The organism is Halomonas sp. SL1 (assembly GCF_003030865.2).
Lineage (GTDB): Bacteria > Pseudomonadota > Gammaproteobacteria > Pseudomonadales > Halomonadaceae > Halomonas > Halomonas halophila.
Genome location: NZ_PYUQ02000011.1, coordinates 1 through 25270 on the forward strand (window position 1 = coordinate 1; position 25270 = coordinate 25270).

The following is a 25270-nucleotide window of genomic DNA, read 5'->3' on the forward strand; positions in this document are numbered from 1 at the left end:
CAGCCGGTCCAGCCACCCGGCGGCCGGCGACCAGTCATAGGTCTCGTGATCGAGCAGCGAGCCGTCCAGATCGGTGAAGAGCAGCCGCGCCCCGAGGAGCCCGTGGCGGGAGGAAGAAGCGGTCATGGCAGCACCTTTGGTGACCTCGTTCGCCAAGGCCTTGCAGGTAACGTGCCAGACTGGCTGCGGGCAGCGCGGTGGCGGGGCCAGCCCGTGGCGCGACGCCCGGAGCGAACGACGGGCTTGCACCACGAGATGGCGGCCGCCTCAGGATAGGGCAGTGGCTCGCGCCATCAGGTGTCATCGTGCCGTGTGTGGCCTCGGAAACACAGACCATGACGCATCACGCCCCCGCCATGGGCGAGGGCGTGCGCGGGAAGCGTCGGGACAGGGAGCACCGCTCCAGGTCGTCAGAAGTGGTAGGTGGCGCCCAGGCTCACGGCATCGAAGTCGTAGTGCGATTCGTCCAGATAGCGCATGTAGTCGGCACCCAGCGAGAGGTTCGGCATCAGCGCATAGCTGGCACCGCCGCCGTAGGACACGCCGCTCTCGGACTCCGCGCCGTCGAACTCCACCTCGGTGGCGCCCAGCAGGCCGTAGAGCTTGAAGCGTGAGGTGATCGGCAGCATGCCCTTGGCATAGCCACCCGCGAGGTAATCCAGCTCCAGGCCACCGTCCGAGCCGCCGGTCCCCAGATGCCCTTCCAGGGCGAAGTAGTCGTTGAAGGCGACACCGGCGCGCAGGCGCAGGCCGGTGCTGTCGCGATCGCCGGCAGGGCCGTCAGGGTCGAGTTCCCAGAACAGGGCATCACCGCCCACGTAGGGGCTCGGCTGATAGGTCATCGGGCTCTGGGCCTGAGCGTTGGCGGCGGCCACGAGGCAGGCCGCGGCGACGGGCATCAGCAAGGTCTTCATGAGGCTTTCTCCAGTTAGGAAACATTGTTTCCCTGCGCAGCGACCATTCTGGTACAAAGCGCTCCGCGATGCCATCACCTGCGGCGAGCGACGCCGAAATCGTGCCCGGCGCCCCTCCCCTGGCCTGAAGCCGGGATAGGGAATATCCTCTTAACGTGCAAGACGCCCTCCCTGCCTGGAGGTAGCGTGCCATAACATGGAGACAGCAATGGCCGGTTTACTGCCCGATGTCGACCCCGATGGACTGCTCGAGTACTCGGTGGTCTACACGGATCGTTCCCTCAACCACATGTCGCAGTGCTTCCAGCAGGTGATGCGCGATATCTCCACGTCACTGAAGCGGGTCTATCGTGCGCATTCGACGGTCATCGTCCCCGGCAGCGGCACCTACGGCATGGAAGCGGTCGCCCGCCAGTTCGCGACCGATCGACGCTGCCTGGTCATCCGCAACGGCTGGTTCAGCTATCGCTGGCACCAGATCCTGGAGCGCGGCAACATTCCCTCGGACCTCTATGTCCGCAAGGCCCGCCGCCTCGATGACGACGACCCGACGTCGCCGTTCACCCCGCCGCCCATCGAGGAGGTGCTCGAGGCGATCCAGGACCAGCAGCCCGACCTGGTGTTCGCACCCCACGTGGAGACCTCGTCCGGCATCAAGCTGCCCGACGAGTACATCCGTCGGCTCTCCGAGGCCATCCACGACCAGAACGGCCTGCTGGTGCTCGACTGCATCGCCTCCGGCACCGACTGGATCGACATGCAGGACACCGGCGTCGACATCCTGATCAGCGCGCCCCAGAAGGGCTGGAGCGGCTCGCCCTGCTGCGCCATGGTGATGATGTCGCGCCTGGCCCGGGACATCATCGAGGAGACCGAGAGCTCGAGCTTCGCCTGCGATCTCAAGAAGTGGCTGTCGATCATGGAGACCTACGAGAACGGCGGCCACGCCTATCATGCCACCCTGCCCACCGACGCCCTGCGCACCCTGCGCGACGCCGTGGCCGAGGCGGAGGACTATGGCCTGGAGAAACTCCAGGACGAGCAGCTCGAACTCGGTCGACGGGCCCGGGAATTGCTCGCCCAGCATGGTTTCCAGAGCGTCGCCGCGCCCGGTTTCGAGGCCCCCGGCGTGATCGTGAGCTACACCAGCGACCCGGACCTGGCCGTCAAGTTCGCCGCCGGCGGCCTGCAGGTGGCCACCGGCGTGCCGCTGATGTGCAATGAGGGCGACGACTTCCGCACCTTCCGCATCGGCCTGTTCGGCTTCGACAAGCTGCACGCCCTCGACCGCACCCTGGCAACCCTCGACCAGGCCATGACTCGCATCGAGGCCACCGACGAGTAGTCCGTCCGGGGCCTGTCCCCCGGTATCGAGGCGACAACGCCGGAACCGGCAACGAACAGGGCGGCCCACGGGCCGCCCTGTTCGTTCCTTCTTCTGGCTGGAGTCACGACATGTCCGAGGCTGGCAGGATCAGCCACCGATCAGCGACAGGATGATGCGCTCGCCATAGCCCCACAGCAGCACGGTGATGCCGAGCAGCGCCTCCAGCACCAGCACCCCGATGGCGAGGGTCACGCTGGAGACGATGAAGCCTTCCTCGCTGTCGATGCCGAGGAAGGACGGGATGCCGATATAGAGCAGATAGGCGGTATAGCAGAGCCCGATGACGCCGGCGAGCATGCACAGCCAGATCAACGGATAGACCGCCACGATGCCGCTGACGAACATCGGCGTCGCCACGTAGCCGGCGAACACGATGCACTGGCTCTGGCTCGGCGGCCGAGTGAAGCGCTTGGCCATGTAGCGGATCACCTTGCCGACCGCATAGACCGCCGCCAGGATCACCAGGTAGAAAACGATCCCGGCGCCCAGCGCGTCCAGATAGCCAAGTTGGATGGTCGTGCCCCCACCGAGACTCCACCCGACCTGGGTGGTGCCGATGTAGGAACAGACAACGGGGATGGCTGCCAGCAGCAGCACGTGGTGCTCGTAGAGGTGGGTGAGCGTCTCGCGCTCTTCCTTGATCTGCTGCCACTCGCGCTTCGGGTGGGCGAGGATGCCCCAGGCATGTGTCAACATGGCACTCCCTCCTGCCGGGGACGGGCCGGGGTGGCCCGCCACACGATGTGTCTTCACCGGCAAGTATAGGCAGAGACCCGGGGGGGGTCGCCAACGGAAGCGTATCAGCCCAGGGCCGCCATCAACGGTGTGGCCGGCAGCAGGCTGGATTCCACCGACATCATCACGCTCAGCGCGGTGATGGTGAGGATGGAGAAGCCGAACACGCGCTTCGCCCACCGCTCGGCGTTGGTGGTCCAGTAGCCCTGCATGGCCAGGTACAGCCAGTAGACGCCCATCACCAGTGCCACGGCGAAATAGCCGGGCCCGGCATAGCCCGCCACGCTCAACGCCAGGGAGGCGAAGAGGAAGGCCACGATGTAGCCGAGGATGTAGTGCTTGGCGGTGCTGATGCCACGCACCACGGGCAGCACGGGAATCTTCGCCGCCTCGTAGTCCTTGAAGCGGAAGATGGCGATGGCGTAGGAGTGCGGCATCTGCCAGATGCAGAAGATCACCAGCAGCGTCAGCGCGCCGGCGTCGAACTCGCCTGACACCGCACAGTAGCCCACCACCGGCGGCATGGCGCCGGAGAAGCTGCCCACCAGGGTGCCGTATTCGGAGCGGCGCTTCAGCCACAGGCTGTAGGCACCGACGTAGATGGCGAAGCCGAAGGCCGCCAGACCCACGGTCACGGCATTGGTGAACGCCGCCAGCAGACCGAAGCCCGCGACCCCGAGCAGGGTCGCGAAGCGCAGCGTTTCGGCGACCGACAGCCGCCCCTGTACCAGGGGCCGGCTGCGGGTGCGCTCCATCACCGCATCGATATCACGATCGATGACGTTGTTGTAGGCGCACCCGGATGCGATCACCAGGGACAACCCTGCCAGCGTGGCCAGCAGCAGCCAGGGATCGATCTGGCCCTGGGCGGCCAGGAAGAAGCCGCCCAGTACCGAGATGGCGTTACCGCCGATGATCCCTGGCTTGGTCAGCGCCAGATAGTCCCGACGCCGCGAGGAGGTCGCCATTACCCGATCATCATGTTCAGGTGAAGGTTGTACATGATCCATAAGGAACCTCCAATGACCAGGACCAGGATCGCCACGGTGAAGACGAAGGAGGTGAAGTTCCACCCCTCATCGGTCTTCGTGCTCATGTGCATGAACAGGATCAGCTGCACGAGCACCTGGGCCACGGCGGTGGCCACGATGATCAGCAGTGTAGCCGAGGTCGAGAGCGAGCCGGTCATCACCACCCCGAACGGGATGATGGTCAGCACGATGGACAGGATCAGCCCGATCACATAGGACTTGACGCTGCCGTGGCTATGCTCGGCATGGGAAGCTTGACCGCTCATATCACAGGACTCCCATCAGGTAGACGAAGGAGAAGACGCAGATCCAGACGATGTCCAGGAAGTGCCAGAACAGGCTCAGGCACATGATCCGCGGACGCGTCATCTCGGTCAGCCCCTTCTGCTGCAGCTGGACCAGCATCACCAGGATCCAGATCAGGCCGAAGGTCACGTGCAGGCCGTGGGTGCCGACCAGGGTGAAGAAGGCCGACAGGAAGCCGCTGCGATCCGGGCCGTAGCCGAGGTGGATCAGGTGCTGGAACTCATAGATCTCCAGGCCGATGAAGCCCGCGCCCAGCAGGAAGGTCACGGCGAGCCATGCCTTCACCTTGTTCACCTGATCGGCGTTCATCGCCAGCACCGCCATGCCATAGGTGAAACTACTCACCAGCAGCAGGAAGGTGCTGATCAGGATCAGCGGCAGGTCGACGATCTCTGCGGGGGTCGGCCCACCGGCCGTGCCCCGGAGGAGCACGGCGTAGGTGGCGAACAACGACCCGAAGATGATCAGGTCGCTCATCAGGTAGACCCAGAAACCGAAGACCTTGGTGCCTGCGGCGTCGTGGTGATCATGCTCGTGAGCATGATCGCCGTGGTTGCTCAGGGTATCAGTAGACATTTAGGCCTGCCCCCCTACCTGGGATGCATAGGATGAAGACTGCCGAACGTCACGCTCGACGCGCTGACGATGCTCGCGCTCGATGCGCTCGACTTCCGCAGCGGGCACGTAGTAGTCCACGTCCTCGCGGAAGACCCGCGCCAGGAAGACCACGAACATGCCGATGCCGCTGGCGATGGCCAGCCACCAGATGTGCCAGACCAGGGCGAAACCGAAGGCGGTCGACAGCAGACCCAGTACCGGACCTTCCCAGGTGTTCTTGGGCATGTGAATGTCCTGGTACGGCGCCTCGGACAGCGGCTGCTTGCCACCGTTGCGCTCTTTCTTCGTCCAGTAGTCGTCGACGCCCTCGATCTCCGGCAGGTGCGCGAAGTTGTAGAACGGCGCCGGCGAGGAGGTCGCCCATTCGAGGGTGCGCGCATCCCAGGGATCGCCGGTGACGTCCTGGTTCTGCTTGCGATCGCGGATGCTGACGTAGAACTGGATCAGGGTGCAGGCGATACCGGCGGCGATGATCAACGCACCGACCCAGGCCACGATCATCAGCGGCTGCCAGTCACCGTTCTCGTAGGACTGCATGCGGCGCACGGCACCGAAGAAGCTCAGCACGTACAGCGGCACGAAGGCCATGTAGAAGCCGACCAACCAGCACCAGAAGGAACGCTTGCCCCACTTCTCGTTGAGGGTGAAGCCGAAGGCCTTCGGGAACCAGTAGGTCAGGCCCGCCAGCATGCCGAACACCACGCCGCCGATGATGACGTTGTGGAAGTGGGCGATGACGAACAGGCTGTTGTGCAGCACGAAGTTGGCCGCCGGAATGGACAGCATCACACCGGTCATGCCACCCAGGGAGAAGGTGATGATGAAGCCCAGGGTCCACAGCACCGGCGAGGTGAACTCGATCCGGCCGCGGTACATGGTGAACAGCCAGTTGAAGATCTTCACGCCGGTGGGGATGGCGATGATCATCGTCATGATGCCGAAGAAGGCATTGACGTTGGCGCCCGCGCCCATGGTGAAGAAGTGGTGCAGCCAGACGATGAACGACAGCACGGTGATGGCGACGGTCGCCCACACCATGGTGCCGTAGCCGAACAGACGCTTGCGTGCGAAGGTCGCGATGACCTCGGAGAACACGCCGAAGGCCGGCAGGATCAGGATGTACACCTCAGGATGGCCCCAGGCCCAGATGAGGTTGACGTACATCATCATGTTGCCACCGAGATCGGTGGTGAAGAAGTTCATCCCCAGGTAGCGATCCAGCGTCAGCAGCGCGATGGTGGCGGTCAGGATCGGGAACGAGGCGATGATCAGGACGTTCGCGCACAGCGAGGTCCAGGTGAAGATGGGCATGCGGAACAGGGTCATGCCCTTGGTGCGCATCTTCAGGATGGTGACGAAGAAGTTGATGCCGGTCAGGGTCGTGCCGATACCGGATATCTGCAACGCCCAGATCCAGTAATCCACGCCGACGCCAGGACTGTAGTCGAGCCCCGATAGTGGCGCATACGCCAGCCAGCCGGTCTTGGCGAACTCACCGGCGAACAGCGACACGTTGACCAGGATCACGCCCGCCGCGAACAGCCAGAAGCTCAGGTTGTTCAGGAACGGGAAGGCCACGTCGCGCGCGCCGATCTGCAGCGGCACCACCAGGTTCATCAGGCCGATGACCATGGGCATGGCGACGAAGAAGATCATGATCACGCCGTGGGCGGTGAAGATCTGGTCATAGTGCGAAGGCGGCAGATAGCCCTCGGCCCCACCCGACGCCATCGCCAGCTGGGTACGCATCATGATCGCATCGGCGAAGCCGCGCAGCAGCATCACCAGCGCCACCACGAAGTACATGATGCCGAGTTTCTTGTGGTCGATGGAGGTCAACCACTCGCGCCACAGATAGCCCCACTTCTTGAAGTAGGTCAGACCACCCACCACGACGGCACCACCGATGGCGATCGCAATCGCGACCACCATGATGATCGGCTCGTGATAGGGGATCGAGTCCAGTGTCAGTTTTCCGAACATGGTTTACTCCGCTGCCTCCGCGCTCATGGGCGTGCCGTGAGACTCGGCTGATTCGCCGTGGCCTTCGTCGTCATGACCAGCAGCGTGACCGAAGCCTTCGGCGTAGCTGTCGGCATACTCGGCCATACGTTCTTCGTGGTCGCCGCCGGCAAGGAAGCTCTTGATGATGCTCTCGTAGAGAGAGGGGGATACCTCGGAGAAATACGCGATCTCGTTGTCCTCGGACGGCGCAGCGAGCTCGTTGTATTCCGCGGGATAGGTCAGTGACTCGGAAGATTCACGCACCTTCTCGACCCAGGCCTCGAACTCCTCCTGGGAACCCACATGGGCGTCGAAGGTCATGCCCGAGAAGCCCGCACCACTGTAGTTGGTGGAACGACCGGGATAGATGCCCTCTTCGTCGGCGACCAGGTGAACGTCGTTGTCCATGCCGGCCATGGCATAGATCTGGCTACCCAGACGCGGAATGAAGAAGGAGTTCATCACGGAGCCGGAGGTGACCCGGAAATGAACCGGGGTATCCGCGGGGAAGGCCAGCTCGTTGACGGTGGCGACGCCCTGCTCGGGATAGATGAACAGCCACTTCCAATCCAGCGATACGGCCTGGATCTCGATGGGGTCCTGCTGTTCTGCGGTCGGCTCGATGGGCTTGTGCGGGTCAAGGCTGTGCGAGGTGTACCAGGTCAGAACGGCCAGGAACACGATGATCACACAGGGGATGAACCACACGACCGCCTCGATCAGATTGGAATGGTGCCAATCCGGGCGGTAGGAGGCTTCGCGGTTGCTGCGGCGATAGCGCCAGGCGAAGAGCAGCGTCATCACGATCACGGGAATGACCACGATCTGCATCAGACCGAAGGACGTGAGGATCAGGGTACGCTGTTCTTCCCCGATCTGGCCCTTCGGGTCCAGCAGTGCCGAGCTGCACCCCGCCAGCAACAGGGGCAACACCGCCAGCAGCAAGACTCCGAGCTTGCGCAGGGGGGGAGTTCGATTCATGTTTCGACCTCGTCAGGCTTGGCGACAGGATAAATCCTGCTGACTAGTAGCAAGCTACACAGAAACCGAGACCTGTCCTGCGCCGGTTGACCCATGACCGCAGCAAAGGCTAACCATCGTGGAAAGGGCTCGGCTCACTCATGGCCACACCCCCGCGAACGCCATTGTGAGGCGCGCGAGAAAGGGTCCGGCCGCGGGGAACGTATTGTGTAGTAAACGAGGAAAGGAGGAAAGGGACGATTTGCCGCAGCGTGTCGCACCGGCGATGGCGCCGGCGCGGGAAGGAAAGTCCGGGTCGCCGTCAGAGCAACCCCGGCGTGATCAATGGCCTCAGTAGCCGCCCATGCCGCGCGGCATGAAGCCGATGTGGTTCTCCACCGAGCGGGCGCCCGGGGCGTTTTCCGCCGCGACCTGCACGGCGAGGCGCTGATCCTCGCTGTCGACCAGCCCCCACAGCTGGACCTGGCCATCGCTGACGATCACGTTGAGGCGTTCGACCATCACCCCGGTGTTGCGATCCACCTCGTCGAGGATAGCATCGCGAATCTGGCGATCCTCGACGCCCGTCGAGACGCTGGGTTCCGCCACCGAGAAGCCGCGCAGCAGGTTGGCCCGGCTGACGATGCCCACCAGCCTGCCATCGCGCACCACCGGCACCCGCTTGATGCGATGCTTCTCGAGCAGCCGCGCGATCTCGTGAACCGGCTTGTCCTCATCGATGGTGACCGGTTCGCGGGTCATGATCTCGTGGGCCAGGCGGCCATGGGTCTTGACGTACTCGCCGGGGTCGTTGACCTCGAACATGCGCAGCCACCAGGCCTTGTCGCGCCGCTCGTCTTCCGCGCGGCGAATCAGGTCGCCCTCGCTGACGATGCCCAGTACCCGCTCGTCCTCGTCGACCACCGGCACGGCGCTGATGCCGTGCTCCAGCAGCAGGCTGGCAATCTCGCGCACCTCGCTGTTCGGCGACACGGTGATCACGTGTGGGGTCATGACATCTGCGGCACGCATGGCAACTCCTCCGAGGCGATGAGAGTGAATGCGAGGACGCTCCCCGCCCCCTCAACATAGCAACTTCCCGCCACTCGTCCTTGACCACGAGCAAGTCTCGAGACGCTCTCAGTCGCCGTCGCCCGCTTCCTCGGCGATCACCTGATCCACCTCCTCGAGTCCGGCGAAGCGCGCCGGGCGCACCATGCCCTGCTTGCTGGCATCCACCACCAGCACCCTGCGCTGGGCGGTGGCGATCGCCGCCTGCTTGGGCGCCACCTCGTGGAAGTGGAAGCAGCTCAGCCCCTGGCGCTCGTCCACGCCGGCCGCGGTCAGGAACGCCTTGTTGATCCCGAAGCCCCGGATCGTCTCGCTCATGTCGTCGCTGGAGAACGAACGCGACGAGGCATGATAGACCCCACCCAGCAGCCACAACCGCACCCCCGGGCGCTTGCTGACCGCCTCGGCGATGTTCAGCGCATAGGTCACCACCGTCAGCGACATGTCGTCGGGCAGGCTGGCCGCCAGCGGCGCAAGGGTCGTGCCGCAGTCGATGAACAGAGTGTCTCCTTCTTCCAGCGTGGCCAGCGCCCGCTCGCACAACCGCCGCTTGGCCTCGGCGTTGCGGTCGCGCTGCACGGCCAGGTCGTAGACCGGGGCATGACGCGGGTCGCCGGCCAGCATCAGGTGCCCGCCGATCAACGCCAGGCTGCCGTCGGACCCCGCCAGGTCGCGTCGAATCGTCATCTCCGACACCCCGCACAGGGCCGCCGCCTCGGCCAGACGCAGGCTGCCGCCCTGCCCCAGCGCATGCTGCAGGCGCATCAGCCGCCCTTCACTTCGTTCGTTCAACGTATCCCTCTCCTGGTGCTGTCCACATCCCTCGAGGCGGCCGGCGCCGCACTCGTGCTCCGCGTTGACGCCCCCCCCCTTCGCAGGGTTGCGGCGCCAAATGTGATTAAAATAACATTGTCATGTTACTCAAATAACAGGCTCGCCGCTCGCCATCCCGTTCGCCCCTCACGACCGGGCGCATGATCTCCCCGTCGACGTGAGCGACGGCTGGCCGCGTGCCAGGCACCTCACCCGACAACAACCGTCATCGACAACGTTCAGAGAAGCCATCCCCATGCCGATTTCCCTCGCCCCCTGCCACCGCGTCTCACTGGCCGGCCTGCTGCTGGGCGCCACCGCCCTGCCCGCCGCCGCCTCCGACGACGCCTCGGCCTTCACCCCCCAGTGGTCGTTCGCCAACGCCTCGATCAACTACCTCGACTGGTCCGACGGCACCGAGGCACGCACCGCGAGCAACGCCGCCAAGGGCGACTTCTTCTACCTCGAGCTCGAGGGCGGCGTCGGCTTCGACTGGGGTGAATTCTACGGCTTCTACGATTTCGAGAACCCGCAGAACGACATGTCCGAGGAAGACGGCCGCGACAACCGCCGCAGCGCCGCCAAGGTCACCTCGCACATCTACCTCGGCGATACCCCCTTCTCGCTGTACTTCCACGTCTACGACTTCCGCGACTACGGCTTCGACAGCGAGGAGCAGGACCGCATCGCCGGCCTCGGCTATCGCCACACCTTCGCCAACGGCCTGTGGTTCAAGCCGTTCATCGGCAAGGCCTGGGTCGAGACTGAGAGCGGCAGCTACGACGGAGACAACGGCTACATGGCCGGCTGGGTGCTAGGCTACGACTTCGAGGCCTTCGGCGAGGCCTTCAGCCTGACCAACTGGCACGAACAGACCTTCGAGCGTGACGACGAATATCTCGAAGATAAATACGTCGATGGCTCAGCCAGCTCGCTAGGCACCAACGGCGCCGTGGCGCTGTGGTGGCACCCCATCGAGGAGATCACCACCGGCGTGCAGTACCGCTACGCGAACAACAAGCTGGGCACCGCCGGCGACTATCAGAACGCGATGATCTATACCGTCAAGGTCAACTTCCTGTAACCTCCCGCGCCTCGTGACCCATCGCCGGCCCCGAGGCGCGACCCGCGCGCCTCGGCCATCAACCACAAGGACATCCCCATGACCTTGCTCATGAGCCTGATCGGCATGCTGACGCTGATCGCCATCGCCGTGCTCTTCTCCAGCAATCGCCGCGCGATCCGCCTGCGCACCGTGGGCGGCGCATTCGCCATCCAGGCCGGCATCGGCGCCTTCGTGCTCTACGTCCCGGCCGGTCAGGCGGTGCTCGCCACCGTCTCGGATGCCGTCAGTCAGGTGGTACTCTACGCCAACGACGGCATCGACTTCGTGTTCGGCGGTCTGGCCAACGCCGAGGCCTCCGGCTTCATCTTCGCGGTCAAGGTGCTGCCGGTCATCATCTTCTTCTCCTCGCTGACCGCGGTGCTTTACTACCTCGGCATCATGCAGTGGATCATCCGCCTGCTCGGCGGCGCCCTGCAGAAGGCGCTCGGCACCTCGCGCACCGAATCGCTCTCGGCCACCGCCAATATCTTCGTCGGCCAGACCGAAGCGCCGCTGGTGGTGCGCCCCTTCATCGCCAGGATGACCCAGTCGCAGCTGTTCGCGGTGATGTGCGGCGGCCTGGCCTCGGTGGCCGGCTCGGTGCTGGCCGGCTATGCCGCCCTGGGCATTCCCATGGAATACCTGGTCGCCGCCTCCTTCATGGCCGCCCCCGGCGGGCTGCTGTTCGCCAAGCTGCTGCTGCCCGAGACCGAGACCCCGGAGGACAGCGTCTCCGCCGCCGAGGAACGCCTCGACGAGGAAGAGAACCATCCCACCAACGTGCTGGATGCCGCCGCCTCGGGCGCCAGCTCCGGCCTGATGCTGGCGTCCAACGTCGGCGCCATGCTGCTCGCCTTCATCGGCCTGATCGCACTGATCAACGGCATCCTGGGCGGCATCGGCGGCTGGTTCGGCATGGAGTCGCTGAGTCTCGAGCTGCTGCTCGGCTGGCTGTTCTCGCCGCTGGCCTTCCTGCTCGGCGTGCCCTGGTCCGAAGCCACCCTGGCCGGCTCCTTCATCGGCCAGAAGCTGGTGGTCAACGAGTTCGTCGCCTACATCAACCTCGCCCCCTACCTGGACGGCGAGCAGATGGTCGCCGCCACCGGCGAGGCGCTCTCCGACCATTCCGCGGCGATCCTGTCCTTCGCCCTGTGTGGCTTCGCCAACCTGTCGTCGATCGCCATCCTGCTCGGCGGCCTCGGCAGCATCGCCCCCAGCCGGCGCCACGACATCGCGCGCCTGGGCATCAAGGCCGTCCTGGCGGGTACCCTTTCCAACCTGATGTCCGCTACCCTTGCCGGCTTCTTCATCGCCCTCGGGGCATGAACCGGCGACACCGCGGCCTGTCGGGCGCGGTGTCATTCTTCTCAACAGGCCCCTTTGCTACAGGACCACAACATGACCGATCTGCAACGCGTTGCCCGCCAGGCCCTGCCGCTGCTCGACCTCACCAGCCTCAACGACGACGACACCGATGCCAGCGTCGAAGGCCTGTGCCAGCGCGCCAAGACGCCGATGGGCAACCCGGCGGCGATCTGCATCTACCCGCAGTTCATCGTCCCGGCGCGCCGCGCGCTGACCGCCCACCGCCTGAACGACAGCGTCAAGATCGCCACCGTCACCAACTTCCCCGACGGCGGCGACGACGTCATGCGCGCCGCCCGCGCCACCCGCGAGGCCGTGGCCTCCGGCGCCGACGAGGTCGATGTGGTCTTCCCCTACCGCGCGCTGATGGCCGGCGACGAGGGCGTCTGCCAGGACCTGGTCGAGATGAGCAAGGCCGCCTGCGGCGACGCCACCCTCAAGGTGATCCTCGAGACCGGCGAGCTGAAGGACCCGGCACTGATCCGCCGCGCCGCCGAACTGGCCATCGAGGGCGGCGCCGACTTCCTCAAGACTTCCACCGGCAAGGTCGACGTCAACGCCACCCTGGAAGCCGCCGAGATCCTGCTCGAGGCGATCCGCGACAGCGGCAAGGACATCGGCTTCAAGGCCGCCGGCGGCGTGCGCACCACCGAGGATGCCGCGGCCTACCTGGAGCTCGCCGAGCGCATCATGGGCGCCGGCTGGATCTCCCCGGCCCACTTCCGCTTCGGCGCCTCCGGCCTGCTCGACGACCTGCTGATGAACCTCGGCGCCTTCGACGCCCCGGCCGCCGACGGCGACGAGGACGACTACTGATGCTTCCCCAGGAAGCCATCCGCGCCAAGCGCGACGGGCGGCCGCTGCCGCCCGACGCCATCCGCGAGCTGGTTTCCGGCATCGCCGACGGCCGCCTGTCGGATGCCCAGGTCGGCGCACTGGCCATGGCCATCTACCTGCAGGGCATGGACGACGCCGAGACGGTGGCCCTCACCGAGGCCACCCGCGACTCCGGCGAGGTGCTCGACTGGGCCGGGCTCGACCTGCCCGGCCCGGTGCTCGACAAGCACTCCACCGGCGGCGTGGGCGATCTGGTCTCGCTGGTGCTCGGCCCCTGGGTCGCCGCCTGCGGCGGCCACGTGCCGATGATTTCCGGGCGCGGCCTCGGCCACACCGGCGGCACCCTCGACAAGCTCGAGGCCATCCCCGGCTACTCGGTCACCCCGGACACCGCCACCTTCCGCCGCCTGGTGAAGGACGCGGGCGTGGCGATCATCGGCCAGACCGGCAGCCTGGCACCGGCCGACAAGCGCCTCTACGCGGTGCGCGACGTCACCGCCACCGTGGAATCGCTGCCGCTGATCGTGGCCTCGATCCTGGGCAAGAAGCTCGCCTGCGGCCTCGACGCCCTGGTGATGGACGTCAAGGTCGGCAGCGGCGCCTTCATGCCGACGCCGGCCGCCTCCCGCGAGCTGGCCGAAGCCATCGCCACGGTGGCCAGCCGCGCCGGCACGCCGACCACCGCGCTGCTGACCGACATGAGCCAGCCGCTGGCGCCCTGCGCCGGCAACGCCGTGGAGGTGCGCGAAGCGCTGGCGGTGCTGACCGGCGAACGCCGCGACGGCCGCCTGCTCGAGGTCACCCGCACCCTGGCCGCGGAAATGCTGCTGGCCGGTGGCCTGGCCGCCGACCGCGACGCGGCGCTGGCCCGGCTCGACGAGCGACTGGCCTCCGGCGCCGCCGCCGAGCGCTTCGCGCGCATGGTGGCCGGCCTCGGCGGCCCGAGCGACCTGCTCGAGCGCGCCGACGCTCACCTGCCCGCCGCGCCGGTGGTGCGCGAGGTCCGCGCCGCACGCGCGGGCCATCTCGGCGCCATCGACACCCGGGCCGTGGGCATGGCGGTGGTCGAGCTCGGCGGCGGGCGCCGTCATCCGGCGGACGCCATCGACCCGGCCGTCGGCCTGACCGACATCGCCGAACTGGGCGCGGCCGTCGCCGCCGGCCAGCCGCTGGCGCGCATCCACGCCCGCAGCGAGACCGACGCCGAGCGCGCCGAGGCCCGGCTGCACGACGCCCTCACGCTGAGCGACGCGCCCTGCCCCGCGCCACCACTGATTCAGGACACCATCCGTCGGGAGGCCCAATGACCCGCGCCATCGTGCTCGTTCTCGATTCCTTCGGCCTCGGCGCCACACCGGACGCCGAGACCTTCGGCGACGCCGGCGCCGACACCCTGGGCCATATCGCCCGGGAATGCGCCGATTCGACCTCCCGCGGCCCGCTCGCGCTGCCGAACCTCGGCCGGCTGGGGCTGTTCCACGCCCACCGCGAGAGCACCGGCGCCTGGGCCGCCGGCATCACCCCGCCGCAGAGCGTCGACGGCGCCTACGGCGCGGCCAGGGAAATCTCCTCCGGCAAGGACACGCCCTCCGGCCACTGGGAGATCGCCGGCGTGCCGGTGCGCTTCGAGTGGGGCTACTTCAGCGAGCGCGAGCACAGCTTCCCGCCCGAGCTGCTCGAGGCGCTGGTGCGCGAGGCCGGCCTGCCCGGCGTGATCGGCGACTGCCACGCCTCCGGCACCGAGATCATCGCCAGGCTCGGCGAGGAGCACGTCGCCAGCGGCAAGCCGATCGTCTACACCTCGGCGGACTCGGTATTCCAGATCGCCACCCACGAGGACGCCTTCGGCCTCGAACGCCTCTATGCGCTGTGCGAGATCGCCCGCCGGCTGCTCGAGCCCTACAACATCGGCCGGGTCATCGCGCGCCCCTTCACGGGCAAGAGCGCCGACGACTTCGCCCGCACCGCCAACCGCCGCGACTACAGCGTCGAGCCGCCCGCGCCCACGGTGCTGCAGAAGCTGCACGACGACGGCGGCCAGGTGGTGGCGATCGGCAAGATCGCCGACATCTACGCCCACTGCGGCATCTCGCGCACCATCAAGGCCAGCGGCCACGACGCCCTGTTCGACGCCACCCTGGACGCAATGGCCGAGGCCGGCGACCGCTCGCTGATCATGACCAACTTCGTCGACTTCGACATGGTCTACGGCCACCGCCGCGACGTGGCCGGCTACGCCGCCGCCCTGGAGGCCTTCGACGCCCGCCTGCCCGAGCTGCTGGCGCGCCTCGAGGACGACGACCTGCTGATCCTCACCGCCGACCACGGCTGCGATCCGACCTGGCCCGGCAGCGATCACACCCGCGAGCACATCCCGGTGCTGGCCAGCGGCGCCGGCCTCGCGCCCGGCTCGCTGGGCATCCGCGAGAGCTTTGCCGACATCGGCCAGAGCCTGGCCGCACACCTCGGCCTGGCACCCATGGACGACGGCACGAGCTTTCTTCCGGCCCCCAAAGCCCAGGCACGTTAAGCCCCGGCCCGACAGGACCCGGCTCAAAGACCCGGTTCAAAGACGCGGTTCAAAGACCAAGGAGACCGAACATGGCCACCCCGCATATCAAGGCCGAACGCGGCGACTTCGCCGATACCGTGCTGATGCCCGGCGACCCGCTGCGCGCCAGGTACATCGCCGAGAACTTCCTCGAGAACGCCCGCCAGGTGAACGACGTGCGCAACATGTACGGCTACACCGGCACCTACAAGGGCCGCGAGATCTCGGTGATGGGCCACGGCATGGGCATCCCCTCGGTGTCGATCTACGCCAAGGAGCTGATCACCGAGTTCGGCGTGAAGAGCCTGATCCGCGTCGGCTCCTGCGGCGCGGTGCGCGACGACGTGAAGGTGCGCGACGTGGTCATCGGCCAGGGCGCCTGCACCGACTCCGGCGTCAACCGCACCCGTTTCCTCGGCAACGACTTCGCCGCCATCGCCGACTTCGAGCTGACCCGCCACGCGGTGGACGCCGCCGCGGCCCAGGGCGTGCCGGTCAAGGTCGGCAACATCTTCTCGGCGGACCTGTTCTACGATCCGCGCCCCGAGATGATCGACCTGATGCGCCGCTACGGCATCGTCGGTGTGGAGATGGAGGCCGCCGGCCTCTACGGCGTGGCCGCCGAGTTCGGCGCCCGGGCCGCCACCATCTGCACGGTGTCCGACCACATCGTGCGCGGCGACTCGCTCTCCAGCGACGAGCGTGCCACCACCTTCGACGAGATGATGACCGTCGCCCTGGAGAGCGTGCTGCGCGACGACGCCGCCCGGGAGGCACAGGCATGAGCGAGGTCCAGCCCGATATCGTCGAGGCGCTGATCGGCGTGCGCGACCACGCCTACGCGCCCTACTCGAACCATCCGGTGGGCGCGCTGATCGTCAGCGAGAGCGGCACCCGCTACGTCGGCGCCAACGTCGAGGTCGCCCACTACAAGGGCCTCTGCGCCGAGGCCTCGGCCATCGCCACCATGGCCAGCGCCGGCGAGCGCGAGCTGCGCGAGGTCTACGTGATCGGCCCCGGCGAGCACCTGTGCACGCCCTGCGGCGACTGCCGCCAGCGCATCCGGGAGTTCGCCACGCCCAAGACCCTGATCCGCGTGGTCGACGCCCAGGGCACGCTGCTGCGCCGCTACACCATGGACCAGCTGCTGCCCGACTCCTTCGGCCCCGAGAACCTGGGCCATTCCTCGACCCTGGGCGACTGAGCCCGAGGCCTCCCCAAAATGTCATCGCCGTCGGCGTCCTTTTCTCTGCCGATGGCGAGCTGATTGCCACCATGGGGTCAGACCCCGGCGGCGGCGATTCGGCCAGAGAAGCGCACCATGACGGGCCTGATGGCTCGGCCGGGGTCTGACCCCATGGACGCCACCGTCGCGGGCCGCCGCCGACAGGAACTCGCCATCCTTCTGATATGGAAGGACGATTCGTGACAAAGCGCCGCTCTGGTATCCTTGGCCCCCAGTGTCCATGTCTTCGGAGCACCCGCCGATGTCCCCCGCCATCGCCATCGCGCGCACGCCGCTGGTCGCCGTCTACGGCACCCTCAAACGCGGCCTGCGCAATCACCACTGGCTGAACGGCGCCGACTTCGTGGGCACGGACGTGCTCACCGGCGTCACCCTCTTCGACCTCGGCCCCTACCCCGGCGCCCGGCTCGAACGCTCGATGGGCGTGGAGATCGAGGTGTTCCGCGTCGATGCCGCGGGGCTCAAGGACCTCGACGTGCTCGAGGACTACCGTGTAAGACGGCCGGCGAGCGGCACCTACGACCGGGTCGTGCATGCGACCGCCTTCGGCCCGGCCTGGCTGTACCTTTACAATCGCGACGTCGCGGGCTGCCCCGTGATTCGCGAGGGCGGCTGGCAGCCCCGCCAGTCCGTCCTCTGACACCCACTTCACACAAGGAACCCGCCATGGGCCGTCTCTTTTCTCTGATCGTGATCGCCGGGCTGGCGTACGGCGGGCTCTACCTCGCCTACGGCATGGCCCTGAAGCAGGACGTGGCGCAGGCACTGGACGACATGGGGCTCACCGCCGTGGACGTCGACGGCGTCGGCTTCGACCTGCTGGCCCCGCTCGGCACCGAGGCGAACATCACCGCCGACGTGCACTACCGCGGCGCGGCCGCCAGCATCGACCTGACGGCGCACGGCCATCCGCTGTTCTCCGAAGAGGTCCGGCTCGAGCTCGGCGGGCTCCAGGCCCTGCGGCTGAGCATCGGCGGCGGGCAGTAACGACCTCGCCAGCGGCCACCGTCAGCGGTTACATTCAGCGTTGACGATATTCTTCTTCTCATCGAGCCCCGGAGTGACCATGTCCCGCGCCATCGATATCCCCGCCGCCGACGGCACCATCGACGCCCATGTCTTCACGCCCGAGAACGCCGACGGCCCGCTGCCGGCCGTGGTGCTGCTTACCGATATCGGCGCCCTGCGCCCCTGCTATCACGAGAAGGCCCAGCGCATCGCCGACGCCGGCTACGCCGTACTGATGCCCAACATCTACTACCGTGACGCGGCCGGCGAGATCGTGCCGGCGGGCCAGTCGTTCCGCGACCCGGACGTGCGGCCCACCCTGGTCGAATACGCCGGCCACCTGACGCCCGACGCCCAGTCCCGCGACTTCGTCGCCTGGCTCGAGGGCATCGACGCCGCGCCGGAATTCGCCGAGGGCAAGGTCGCCGTGGTGGGCTACTGCCTCACCGGCGCCTTCGCACTTCGCATGGCGGCGGAACACCCCGAGCGCATCGCCGCCGCAGCCGGCTTCCACTCCGCCAACCTGGCGCAGGCCGACGACGCGCACAGTCCGGTGAAGGTGGTGAACCACATCGCAGGCCGCGTCTACTTCGGCCACGCCGACCGTGACGAGCTGCTGCCGCCGGAGCAGATCGCCCGCATGGACGAGGCCCTGGCCGCCGCGGGCGTGCACTTCACCACCGAGCTCTACCGGGGCGCTCCCCACGGCTACACCGCCAAGGACGCCACCGGCTCCTACCATGCCGAGGCCGACGAGCTGCACTACAAGCGGCTGCTGACGCTGCTGGAAGAGACGCTGTAAGACGCGTTACGTCCAACGAATAGGGCCCCGGTAACAAAACCGGGGCCGCATGTGTCACCGCTCATCCGTCACGGGCAAGAAGCACGTCGGCGTTCGATCACAAATGCTTGAGCATGTCCGACGTACTCGCGATCTCAGCATATTCGCCATGCAGATTGGCCAGCGACATGGCATGCACCTCTTCCGCCGACCTTGAAATTCCCGAGTAATCTTCCTTAGCAAACGTGAAGGTAGCGTCACTGACCACGCTCACCTCGAACCCGAGGTTGCCTGCCGTGCGCACGGTGGATTCGACCGAGTTGCTGGTGCTCACCCCGACCACCACCAACCGGCGAAGATCGCGCACATGCAGCCACCGCTCGAGACCGCTGTGAATGAAGGCATCGGGCACGTGCTTCTCGACCACATGCTCATCTGCCAGCGGCGCCAGTTCGGGCTGGAATTCGGCCCCGGACTGGCCCGGCCAGAACGGTGACCCCGGCGTTCGCGAGATATGACGAACGTGCACGACCGGCCATCCCTTCTGGCGCCAGGCGGAAAGAAGCGCCTGGATATTCCGCTCGGCCTCTGGATTGTTGCGCTCGCCAGCGGTGGACTCCCCCATTCCACGCTGCATGTCGATAATGATCAGCGCTTCTCGTTGCTCCATCTCGCCCTCCTGCTTTGTCCCCATCACATTGCCCGACGGGGCGAGGCCAAACAACGAGACGGCATCTTCCGCCCGCTCTCGGCACCACGAAACCCGTGAGATGCGCCAGCGTTCATCTGCCCCCAAGCACGGCAACGCTTGGCGGTCGCCTGGCACGATTACTCAGCTTCTCTCGGCGAGATACTTTTGGGCGCACCGCCCGACGAAACTACGCCCGGGATTTGACCCGCCAATCCATTCATCCAACGAGAACAAGTCGAAAAGCCCCACTTTGACCAGAGTCGGCACGGCAGCTTCCAGCTCTTTCTCCACTTCGCCGCGCTCGCCACCATTATGCAGGGCGACGTTACGCAGCATCGTTGCCACCGTGCCTGTCTGTACTCTGCTGCCATCCTTGAGCGTCACCGCCGGGAGTTCTTCCCCTGCGGCCACGATCTTTTTATTGATCGCACCGAGCTGCTCGGTATTTTCTAGTGAATGCTCAGACATATCTAACTCCTCAAGAAATTCTAAAGTTAACGCAGAGCTTAGCGGCGACCTTGCAATGGAGGCGAAGCCGCAATGTAAAGGGCGTCCGGCGGCCGCAGGCCGCGAACTACAACGCCTGGTTATGTGCTACCCGAAGAAACAGCCATTCTCATCGCCATTCACGATAGCAAAGAATTCCTCGATGGATCGTGACTCAGGTTCTGGCGTGTACAAATGCCACTTCAGATCGCTACGCATCCAGTAGATTTTCCAGCGCTGCGCTTTCTTCACGTAGGTAGCTTTTGCTACCGGTGATTCAATGATTGTGGACGGCTCCCGAAAATGAGGGCGGATCTCGACAATTTGCACGCTTTGGCCAGACACCCGAACGTCTATATCTAACTTGGGTCGGATATCGACTGGCGGCCTCCGATTTTCCAGAAACTCTGAAGCGGCCCGCTCAATTTTCTTCGATTCAAACTCACTGAATGCCATATGGATTCTCTATGGGAATGCCCACATAACGCCGCCAACACGCGCAGCTTTGTAGTTGAGGCGAAGCCGTAACGAAAAAGCTGTCGCAGTGCTTGGCTTTGTTAAACATTAGCCACCTATCGTCCCGGCTGCCGCGCCCAATACAGAAACAACAAGAGGGTGAGATAAGCATTTCGATAGTAATGATTTAGCTTCCTCTTTCTCTTCTGGTGTAGCCGAAGAAGACTCAATTTTTTGTGATAGAGCTTCAAATGAATTGATAATATTCTGACTGTTATAGTCACCTATCTGAACTGACTGAGCACCAGATATATTTATGTTCTGCACAGGCTTATGCGCCACGGGCGCGCTTCCTTTTCTGATTTTTACTTGATAGTGAGGACCTCTTCTTCCAACACCTGTATTGAAGAAAGTTGCTTCAGTTACAAAACTTCTTTCATCTTTACCATTAGGCAACTGACGTAGAATAGTGTCTCCTTCTTCTACATCTGCTTTAGGGTCATCAAGAATAATAGTGTTACCAGCAAATGATGCCTTATATGGACCGACCACATCTCCGTTTGCTTTTTCTATTCTCGCATCTTCACTTTTTAGAATTCCCACAGGTCTCTCCTTAGATGTTTAACGCCCGCAATAAACGGCGCGAGGAACGAGCGTCCAGCGACCGCAGGGAGCGAATTTAATTGCATTGTTAGCTGTCTTTTTCATGCCAATACTTTAAATTTCTTCCAGCTAGCATTTCTCTCATTTTTTGAGCTAGTTCTCGATTCTCAGGCGAACCACCTTCAAGGCGCTCAATAATTTCTTGTCGAAATGGTTCATTTGCTTTTCGTCTTGTCATAACTGAGCTTAACGTATTAGCAGCCAATCTAAATACAAATTCATTTTCTTTCATACTAGCAAGCAGCTCTTGGTATTCTTCAGTGACATCTACCCACTCTTCCAAGTTATCGGCTTCTTGATCAAAATGAGCTGGTGTAACTTTGCTAGGCGGCCTTCCTTCAATGATTTCTATTTCAGCTCTCGCAAAGGCTTTTGCGACTAATTCAGAGCAAAATGACGACGACTCATTACCTGCCCCCATAAAAGCCTTATTGTAATCTTGAGCATAGAAAAACATGGCCGCTTTCTGAAGATTCTCAGTTTTCAAACATGTCTCTGTAATGGTTTTATGTCTAATAACTCTCCATCCAGCTTTACAGGTCCTATCTTCATCAATCAACAAGGTTAAATGCACACCTTTGTCACCTGTAGCGTGTATAAAAACCCCATCACCCAAACTAAAAGCAACATGGCTAGAAATGGCGTTTTTATAAATGGCTTTTTGTACAGCCACAAGCGATGAAGATAATTTGCCTTCACCAGTTACTAGTAATACATCTCCTGGTAGCACAAATCCCCCTAGACAGCTAACGCCAAGCTCAGTCGCCGGTGAAACCGGTCGGCTGAAGCGCCATGTTAGAACCTATAGCCTCAACTTTGTCAGTAATGATAGGCAGATTAGGTAGCCCGAACAGTTCGTTTATAGCTTTCACTACTCGAACCATCATTGAGTTTGAGCCAAGAAGAGGATGAACATAGACTGCTTCGATAAAATCCGAGAGACTACTATCGAATTCCCCAATATTTAGTGAAATACCATCACGTTCAGGGTGCGGATCTGACAGTGGTTTCCCAATCTCGCGCTTTGGATAAACTATCAATCTAACTTCAGCCTCATATTCATACAACGCAGGCTTTACGCTGAAGGCCCCGACCCTCACATCTTTGCCAACATTGAGCTTCCCTATCAGCTCTTCCTGTAACTCTTTTTCTGGGCTTGTCAGTCCATCAATGTAGTCTACGTCAATGACCTGCCCCTCTAGGCCCGCCTCATGCAACCAACCAGAATTGCTGTGTAGAAGCTTCTCTAGCGTCTCTGGTTTTAACCTAATAGCAACTGATTCACCACCACCGCCATATAAGTTCCACATTGCAAGCGACATTGAGGCAGCGCGATTCCAGCAGCTGATGTAAGTTGATTCTCTGTCGATGGCGACTTCATTAAGCCATTCGGCTACGCGAACATTGTAATTATCATGGTTCTCTCGCCAACCCTGAATCATAGTCTCAAGGTACTCAATACGTTTGTGGGGATACACTACAGGTACACGCTTCAAAACATCAGCCAGAACAGAGCGCTCCTCTTCAGGAGGCAACTTGTTATATAGACTTGCTGAATAGCTTAAGGCGTCGTCTTGATTTCCTTTTGCATTATCGAGAACTTTTTGAAGTTCCTCGGCGTAGCCACGGACGCGTTGCCATCTCTCTTTTTCACCCCATAAAACGGCGTGTGCGATCCATTTACCCTCTGATTCATCCTGAAACAGCGAGGCTTTAGGGCAAAAAATTGACCTTGAACGCAGCATATCGACATACTTTGCCAACGACATATACCGCCAAATATAAAGATCAGACATACGGCCTCTTTCTATTATAGGAACTAGCTCTAACAGATATTAGGCAGCTGGCTCGTTTATTGACTTAAACGTGCCGGCACGTTCATCCATGTTATACGGCCCGCCTGATGCGCCCAACCCACTGATTTTCATGCATATTAATGACAATTAGGCGCGATAACACCGATCATCGTGCCTTCCACCTTTTACGTCCTTTCCTTCAGCCTGCCACTAAATTAGCTGAGGATCTAGCGTGGCATGAGCACCATTGACGGGGGACAGGCGTGGTGGGGAGGGCCGCTGAGCGTATCGAGAAAGGATGCCGCCCTACTCCCCGAAGTGCCGTTTCAGATAGTCGATGATGCGCTGGGCGCCATAGAGCCAGCGCTCCTCGCCGGAGGCCTCACGAATGTAGAGGCACGGCACCTGGAGCTTGCCGCCCTGCTCCTTCAGCGTCTGGCCGTGCTCGGGGTCGAGGCGGGCGTCGCGGGTCTCGATGGAGAGCCCCAGGCGGGTGATCGCGCGGCGCACGCGAATGCACTCGGGCTCGCTCCAGAACTGGTAGAGCGCCAGGGCCTCGCAGGCGGCGTCCACCTCGGCCTGGTGCGCGTCGTTCCGGGCGACCTCGCGGCGGGTGCCGAGCTTGTCGGCCACCCACACCACCGGCGCCAGCAATGTCTGGATCAGTGATCGCATGATGTTCTCCTCCCGGCATCAAGATCGGGCGCAAGCCGCCGATGTCAAAGGGTTGCCTCCCGCGTCGGCGCGCCTGCCGTGGCCGATGCTTCCGGCATTACGCTAGCACATCGCCGCGCCGGGCTTGCCAAGGCCAGGCCCCGGCACGAACATGATCGATGCCTGATCTGCCCACCGACGGGGCCCTTCAACAAGATATCCAACCAGAGTCAGGGAATGACCGCTGCGCGCTTCTCCACCTTCGAACTGCTGCTGCTCCAGAGTCGCGACCAGGCCGACAGCGCCTCGCTGCTGCTGCTGGCCTGGGTGCTGGCCCAGCAGGGGCCGGTCGGGGAAGCCGAGCGCGCCCAGCTGGTCTCGCTGACCGGCGCCTTCCGCCACGGCCACGAGCTGGCCCCGCTGCTGGAAATCGCCGCCAGCCAGGACCTGGGCGCCATCCAGCTCGCCGCCGAGGTGCTGCAGAAGGAGCTGCATGGCGACACCGCCCGCGCCTTCCTGCGCCTGGCGGTCACCCTGGCCGCCGAGCACGGCAAGCCGACCCTGGCCAACCACCATATCCTGCGCTTCCTGGCCGACCTGCTGGGCGTGCCGCCGCTGGAGTTCGCCGAGCTCTATGCCTCCCAGGCCGGCCGGGCGCTGCGCGAGCCGGGCGACCCGAGCCGGCGCGACTACTGGCAGCAGCGCGAACGGGGCACGCGAGACCGTCGTCGTGAAACGGCCGGTGAGGAGAACGACGAGCGCCCCGGACAGGAACAGGCCGCCGAGAGCGAGCGAACCGAGCAGGAAAGCGCTCGCGAAGCGCGGGCCGAGGCGCGCCGTCAGGCTCGCGAGGACAAGGCGGAAGCCCGGCGCCAGCGTCAGGAGGAAAAGGCACAGGCCAAGGCCCGGCAGAAAGCCGAACGCGACGCCGAGAAACGCCGCCAGCAGGCCCGGCGCGAGGCCGAGAAGCAGCGCCAACGGGCCGAGCGCGAACAGGCGCGACGACACCGAGAGGAAGAGCGGGAACGCCGCCGCGGCGGCCATCGTGAACGGCAACAGCACTCACGCTCTGGTGACCGGGGCTCTGACCATGGCCACCAGCGTGCCCACGATGACGGCGCGCATCGTGCCCACGAGCGGCCCGCGGCGCCCGACCCGCGCATCCGCAGCGCCCTGACCGTGCTGGGCCTGGAGCCCGGCGCCAGCCGCGGCGAGATCCGCAAGGCCTACCGGCGCCTCGCCCAGGCCCATCATCCGGACCGCTTCCACCAGGAGGGCGACGCCATCGTCGCCAGCGCCTCGCGGCGCTTCCAGCGGATTCGCCGGGCCTATGACTTCCTGATGAAGGTGAGCTGAGATGCGCGACCTCTACCAGCGACTGCACCTCTCCGCCGATGCCGACGAGTCGGCCGTGGCCGAGGCCATCGCGCGCTGCGAGCACAGCGCCCTCAAGGCCGACGCCGCCACCGTGCTGCAGGCCGACTCGCGCCGCGCCGAATACGACGCCCTGCACGACACCCTCTCCGACATCGGCCGACTGCGCGCGCGGCTGGGCCTGACCCACGCGCCCTACTGGCGCGCCGGCCCGGCGGACGACTTCTCGCTGCCGCCGGGCCCGCCGGGCTCGCGTTTCGAGGAATGGATGCAGCGCCTGAACGTGGCCGCCCGGGCGCATAACCGCCGGCCCAGGCGCCGCGGCATACTGCTCGTGCTGTGGCTGGCGACGCTGGCCGGCGGCGTGGCCCTGGGCCGCTATCTGCTCTGACGCTTTCCGCTGCGATCCCTGCGCCAG

29 protein-coding genes and 1 pseudogene are annotated in these 25270 nt (G+C 64.3%); 13 read left to right on the forward strand and 17 right to left on the reverse strand.

What is annotated here, in order from left to right; all coding sequences use genetic code 11:
* Together C9J49_RS17295 and C9J49_RS04165 are read right to left on the reverse strand one after the other, a co-directional pair.
* Window positions 1-126 (reverse strand): annotated as a pseudogene (locus tag C9J49_RS17295) (mannosyl-3-phosphoglycerate phosphatase); the annotation flags it as partial.
* 284 nt (window positions 127-410) lie between these two features.
* On the reverse strand, window positions 411-914 hold the full coding sequence (locus C9J49_RS04165; protein WP_107181595.1) for a porin family protein: 504 nt from the start codon (window positions 912-914) through the stop codon (window positions 411-413).
* A 208-nt stretch (window positions 915-1122) separates the two neighbouring features.
* Between C9J49_RS04165 and C9J49_RS04170 the strand changes: the two genes are divergently transcribed.
* Window positions 1123-2259: an aminotransferase class V-fold PLP-dependent enzyme gene (locus C9J49_RS04170; RefSeq protein ID WP_035599468.1), complete on the forward strand. Its 1137-nt coding sequence runs from the start codon at window positions 1123-1125 to the stop codon at window positions 2257-2259.
* Between the two features lie 129 nt (window positions 2260-2388).
* Here C9J49_RS04170 and C9J49_RS04175 read toward each other — a convergent pair whose 3' ends face one another.
* The 8 genes from C9J49_RS04175 to C9J49_RS04210 all read right to left on the reverse strand — a co-directional run bounded on the left by C9J49_RS04175 (window position 2389) and on the right by C9J49_RS04210 (window position 9818).
* On the reverse strand, window positions 2389-2997 hold the full coding sequence (locus C9J49_RS04175; protein WP_081945899.1) for a Yip1 family protein: 609 nt from the start codon (window positions 2995-2997) through the stop codon (window positions 2389-2391).
* Window positions 2998-3101: 104 nt separating this feature from the next.
* Window positions 3102-4004, reverse strand: coding sequence for a heme o synthase (gene cyoE, locus C9J49_RS04180; protein WP_035599465.1), 903 nt, complete (start codon window positions 4002-4004; stop codon window positions 3102-3104).
* Window positions 4004-4333, reverse strand: coding sequence for a cytochrome o ubiquinol oxidase subunit IV (gene cyoD, locus C9J49_RS04185; protein WP_035599463.1), 330 nt, complete (start codon window positions 4331-4333; stop codon window positions 4004-4006). Before cyoD ends, cyoE begins: the two co-directional genes overlap by 1 nt.
* A gap of 1 nt (window position 4334) precedes the next feature.
* Window positions 4335-4949: a cytochrome o ubiquinol oxidase subunit III gene (locus C9J49_RS04190; RefSeq protein ID WP_035599461.1), complete on the reverse strand. Its 615-nt coding sequence runs from the start codon at window positions 4947-4949 to the stop codon at window positions 4335-4337.
* Window positions 4950-6974 carry a cytochrome o ubiquinol oxidase subunit I gene (cyoB, locus tag C9J49_RS04195; protein WP_107181596.1) on the reverse strand — a complete coding sequence of 675 codons (2025 nt, stop codon included), beginning with the start codon at window positions 6972-6974 and terminating at the stop codon, window positions 4950-4952.
* Between the two features lie 3 nt (window positions 6975-6977).
* Window positions 6978-7976 (reverse strand): ubiquinol oxidase subunit II, encoded by a 999-nt coding sequence (gene cyoA / locus C9J49_RS04200; RefSeq protein ID WP_107181597.1) that lies wholly within the window; start codon window positions 7974-7976, stop codon window positions 6978-6980.
* Window positions 7977-8306: 330 nt separating this feature from the next.
* Entirely contained in the window at window positions 8307-8987 is a 681-nt protein-coding gene (locus tag C9J49_RS04205; protein WP_107181598.1) for a CBS domain-containing protein, read from the reverse strand.
* Between the two features lie 108 nt (window positions 8988-9095).
* Window positions 9096-9818 (reverse strand): DeoR family transcriptional regulator, encoded by a 723-nt coding sequence (locus tag C9J49_RS04210; RefSeq protein ID WP_046079929.1) that lies wholly within the window; start codon window positions 9816-9818, stop codon window positions 9096-9098.
* 277 nt (window positions 9819-10095) lie between these two features.
* Between C9J49_RS04210 and C9J49_RS04215 the strand changes: the two genes are divergently transcribed.
* The 10 genes from C9J49_RS04215 (at window position 10096) to C9J49_RS04260 (ending at window position 18753) form a co-directional block, all read left to right on the forward strand.
* On the forward strand, window positions 10096-10923 hold the full coding sequence (locus tag C9J49_RS04215) for an outer membrane protein OmpK (protein WP_107181599.1): 828 nt from the start codon (window positions 10096-10098) through the stop codon (window positions 10921-10923).
* Window positions 10924-11001: 78 nt separating this feature from the next.
* A complete protein-coding gene (locus tag C9J49_RS04220) occupies window positions 11002-12270 on the forward strand; it encodes a NupC/NupG family nucleoside CNT transporter (RefSeq protein WP_107181600.1) in 1269 nt (422 codons plus the stop codon).
* A 72-nt stretch (window positions 12271-12342) separates the two neighbouring features.
* Complete coding sequence (deoC, locus tag C9J49_RS04225; protein WP_107181601.1) at window positions 12343-13125, forward strand: deoxyribose-phosphate aldolase; 783 nt, start codon at window positions 12343-12345, stop codon at window positions 13123-13125.
* Window positions 13125-14453 (forward strand): thymidine phosphorylase, encoded by a 1329-nt coding sequence (deoA, locus tag C9J49_RS04230; RefSeq protein WP_107181602.1) that lies wholly within the window; start codon window positions 13125-13127, stop codon window positions 14451-14453. Before deoC ends, deoA begins: the two co-directional genes overlap by 1 nt.
* A complete protein-coding gene (locus tag C9J49_RS04235) occupies window positions 14450-15676 on the forward strand; it encodes a phosphopentomutase (RefSeq protein ID WP_107181603.1) in 1227 nt (408 codons plus the stop codon). The genes deoA and C9J49_RS04235 overlap by 4 nt, the downstream gene beginning before the upstream one ends.
* Window positions 15677-15747: 71 nt before the next feature.
* A complete protein-coding gene (gene deoD, locus C9J49_RS04240) occupies window positions 15748-16482 on the forward strand; it encodes a purine-nucleoside phosphorylase (RefSeq protein WP_107181604.1) in 735 nt (244 codons plus the stop codon).
* Window positions 16479-16901, forward strand: coding sequence for a cytidine deaminase (gene cdd / locus C9J49_RS04245; RefSeq protein ID WP_107181605.1), 423 nt, complete (start codon window positions 16479-16481; stop codon window positions 16899-16901). The genes deoD and cdd overlap by 4 nt, the downstream gene beginning before the upstream one ends.
* Before the next feature lie 283 nt (window positions 16902-17184).
* Window positions 17185-17583 carry a gamma-glutamylcyclotransferase gene (locus tag C9J49_RS04250; protein ID WP_107181606.1) on the forward strand — a complete coding sequence of 133 codons (399 nt, stop codon included), beginning with the start codon at window positions 17185-17187 and terminating at the stop codon, window positions 17581-17583.
* A 26-nt stretch (window positions 17584-17609) separates the two neighbouring features.
* Complete coding sequence (locus C9J49_RS04255) at window positions 17610-17930, forward strand: hypothetical protein (RefSeq protein WP_107181607.1); 321 nt, start codon at window positions 17610-17612, stop codon at window positions 17928-17930.
* Between the two features lie 79 nt (window positions 17931-18009).
* On the forward strand, window positions 18010-18753 hold the full coding sequence (locus tag C9J49_RS04260) for a dienelactone hydrolase family protein (RefSeq protein ID WP_046079920.1): 744 nt from the start codon (window positions 18010-18012) through the stop codon (window positions 18751-18753).
* A 97-nt stretch (window positions 18754-18850) separates the two neighbouring features.
* On the opposite strand, the gene C9J49_RS04265 is transcribed toward C9J49_RS04260, so the two are convergent.
* The 7 genes from C9J49_RS04265 to C9J49_RS04295 all read right to left on the reverse strand — a co-directional run bounded on the left by C9J49_RS04265 (window position 18851) and on the right by C9J49_RS04295 (window position 23499).
* Complete coding sequence (locus tag C9J49_RS04265; protein ID WP_046079919.1) at window positions 18851-19402, reverse strand: cysteine hydrolase family protein; 552 nt, start codon at window positions 19400-19402, stop codon at window positions 18851-18853.
* Window positions 19403-19564: 162 nt separating this feature from the next.
* The gene (locus tag C9J49_RS04270) at window positions 19565-19891 is read right to left on the reverse strand and encodes a hypothetical protein (RefSeq protein ID WP_107181608.1); all 327 of its coding nucleotides are present in this window, start codon (window positions 19889-19891) and stop codon (window positions 19565-19567) included.
* Between the two features lie 126 nt (window positions 19892-20017).
* Complete coding sequence (locus C9J49_RS04275) at window positions 20018-20365, reverse strand: DUF3024 domain-containing protein (protein ID WP_107181609.1); 348 nt, start codon at window positions 20363-20365, stop codon at window positions 20018-20020.
* 108 nt (window positions 20366-20473) lie between these two features.
* Window positions 20474-20968, reverse strand: coding sequence for an RIP homotypic interaction motif-containing protein (locus C9J49_RS04285; protein WP_107181610.1), 495 nt, complete (start codon window positions 20966-20968; stop codon window positions 20474-20476).
* An 88-nt stretch (window positions 20969-21056) separates the two neighbouring features.
* Window positions 21057-21758 carry a hypothetical protein gene (locus tag C9J49_RS04290; protein ID WP_107181611.1) on the reverse strand — a complete coding sequence of 234 codons (702 nt, stop codon included), beginning with the start codon at window positions 21756-21758 and terminating at the stop codon, window positions 21057-21059.
* Between the two features lie 28 nt (window positions 21759-21786).
* Window positions 21787-22824, reverse strand: a complete 1038-nt coding sequence (locus C9J49_RS16905) for a DUF2971 domain-containing protein (RefSeq protein WP_146612964.1) — start codon at window positions 22822-22824, stop codon at window positions 21787-21789.
* A gap of 306 nt (window positions 22825-23130) precedes the next feature.
* Window positions 23131-23499, reverse strand: a complete 369-nt coding sequence (locus C9J49_RS04295) for a glutaredoxin domain-containing protein (protein WP_181454237.1) — start codon at window positions 23497-23499, stop codon at window positions 23131-23133.
* A gap of 216 nt (window positions 23500-23715) precedes the next feature.
* Between C9J49_RS04295 and C9J49_RS04300 the strand changes: the two genes are divergently transcribed.
* Window positions 23716-24834, forward strand: a complete 1119-nt coding sequence (locus C9J49_RS04300) for a DnaJ domain-containing protein (protein WP_107181613.1) — start codon at window positions 23716-23718, stop codon at window positions 24832-24834.
* Window position 24835: 1 nt separating this feature from the next.
* Complete coding sequence (locus tag C9J49_RS04305; RefSeq protein WP_107181614.1) at window positions 24836-25243, forward strand: hypothetical protein; 408 nt, start codon at window positions 24836-24838, stop codon at window positions 25241-25243.
* Window positions 25244-25270: the final 27 nt, after the last annotated feature.

Bases quoted from the DNA above. Each gene is read 5' to 3' on its own strand.
- C9J49_RS04165 (WP_107181595.1), bottom strand. From the start codon at position 914: ATGAAGACCTTGCTGATGCCCGTCGCCGCGGCCTGCCTCGTGGCCGCC.
- C9J49_RS04170 (WP_035599468.1), top strand. From the start codon at position 1,123: ATGGCCGGTTTACTGCCCGATGTCGACCCCGATGGACTGCTCGAGTAC.
- C9J49_RS04175 (WP_081945899.1), bottom strand. From the start codon at position 2,997: ATGTTGACACATGCCTGGGGCATCCTCGCCCACCCGAAGCGCGAGTGG.
- cyoE (WP_035599465.1), bottom strand. From the start codon at position 4,004: ATGGCGACCTCCTCGCGGCGTCGGGACTATCTGGCGCTGACCAAGCCA.
- cyoD (WP_035599463.1), bottom strand. From the start codon at position 4,333: ATGAGCGGTCAAGCTTCCCATGCCGAGCATAGCCACGGCAGCGTCAAG.
- C9J49_RS04190 (WP_035599461.1), bottom strand. From the start codon at position 4,949: ATGTCTACTGATACCCTGAGCAACCACGGCGATCATGCTCACGAGCAT.
- cyoB (WP_107181596.1), bottom strand. From the start codon at position 6,974: ATGTTCGGAAAACTGACACTGGACTCGATCCCCTATCACGAGCCGATC.
- cyoA (WP_107181597.1), bottom strand. From the start codon at position 7,976: ATGAATCGAACTCCCCCCCTGCGCAAGCTCGGAGTCTTGCTGCTGGCG.
- C9J49_RS04205 (WP_107181598.1), bottom strand. From the start codon at position 8,987: ATGCGTGCCGCAGATGTCATGACCCCACACGTGATCACCGTGTCGCCG.
- C9J49_RS04215 (WP_107181599.1), top strand. From the start codon at position 10,096: ATGCCGATTTCCCTCGCCCCCTGCCACCGCGTCTCACTGGCCGGCCTG.
- C9J49_RS04220 (WP_107181600.1), top strand. From the start codon at position 11,002: ATGACCTTGCTCATGAGCCTGATCGGCATGCTGACGCTGATCGCCATC.
- deoC (WP_107181601.1), top strand. From the start codon at position 12,343: ATGACCGATCTGCAACGCGTTGCCCGCCAGGCCCTGCCGCTGCTCGAC.
- deoA (WP_107181602.1), top strand. From the start codon at position 13,125: ATGCTTCCCCAGGAAGCCATCCGCGCCAAGCGCGACGGGCGGCCGCTG.
- C9J49_RS04235 (WP_107181603.1), top strand. From the start codon at position 14,450: ATGACCCGCGCCATCGTGCTCGTTCTCGATTCCTTCGGCCTCGGCGCC.
- deoD (WP_107181604.1), top strand. From the start codon at position 15,748: ATGGCCACCCCGCATATCAAGGCCGAACGCGGCGACTTCGCCGATACC.
- cdd (WP_107181605.1), top strand. From the start codon at position 16,479: ATGAGCGAGGTCCAGCCCGATATCGTCGAGGCGCTGATCGGCGTGCGC.
- C9J49_RS04250 (WP_107181606.1), top strand. From the start codon at position 17,185: ATGTCCCCCGCCATCGCCATCGCGCGCACGCCGCTGGTCGCCGTCTAC.
- C9J49_RS04255 (WP_107181607.1), top strand. From the start codon at position 17,610: ATGGGCCGTCTCTTTTCTCTGATCGTGATCGCCGGGCTGGCGTACGGC.
- C9J49_RS04260 (WP_046079920.1), top strand. From the start codon at position 18,010: ATGTCCCGCGCCATCGATATCCCCGCCGCCGACGGCACCATCGACGCC.
- C9J49_RS04265 (WP_046079919.1), bottom strand. From the start codon at position 19,402: ATGGAGCAACGAGAAGCGCTGATCATTATCGACATGCAGCGTGGAATG.
- C9J49_RS04270 (WP_107181608.1), bottom strand. From the start codon at position 19,891: ATGTCTGAGCATTCACTAGAAAATACCGAGCAGCTCGGTGCGATCAAT.
- C9J49_RS04275 (WP_107181609.1), bottom strand. From the start codon at position 20,365: ATGGCATTCAGTGAGTTTGAATCGAAGAAAATTGAGCGGGCCGCTTCA.
- C9J49_RS16905 (WP_146612964.1), bottom strand. From the start codon at position 22,824: ATGTCTGATCTTTATATTTGGCGGTATATGTCGTTGGCAAAGTATGTC.
- C9J49_RS04295 (WP_181454237.1), bottom strand. From the start codon at position 23,499: ATGCGATCACTGATCCAGACATTGCTGGCGCCGGTGGTGTGGGTGGCC.
- C9J49_RS04300 (WP_107181613.1), top strand. From the start codon at position 23,716: ATGACCGCTGCGCGCTTCTCCACCTTCGAACTGCTGCTGCTCCAGAGT.
- C9J49_RS04305 (WP_107181614.1), top strand. From the start codon at position 24,836: ATGCGCGACCTCTACCAGCGACTGCACCTCTCCGCCGATGCCGACGAG.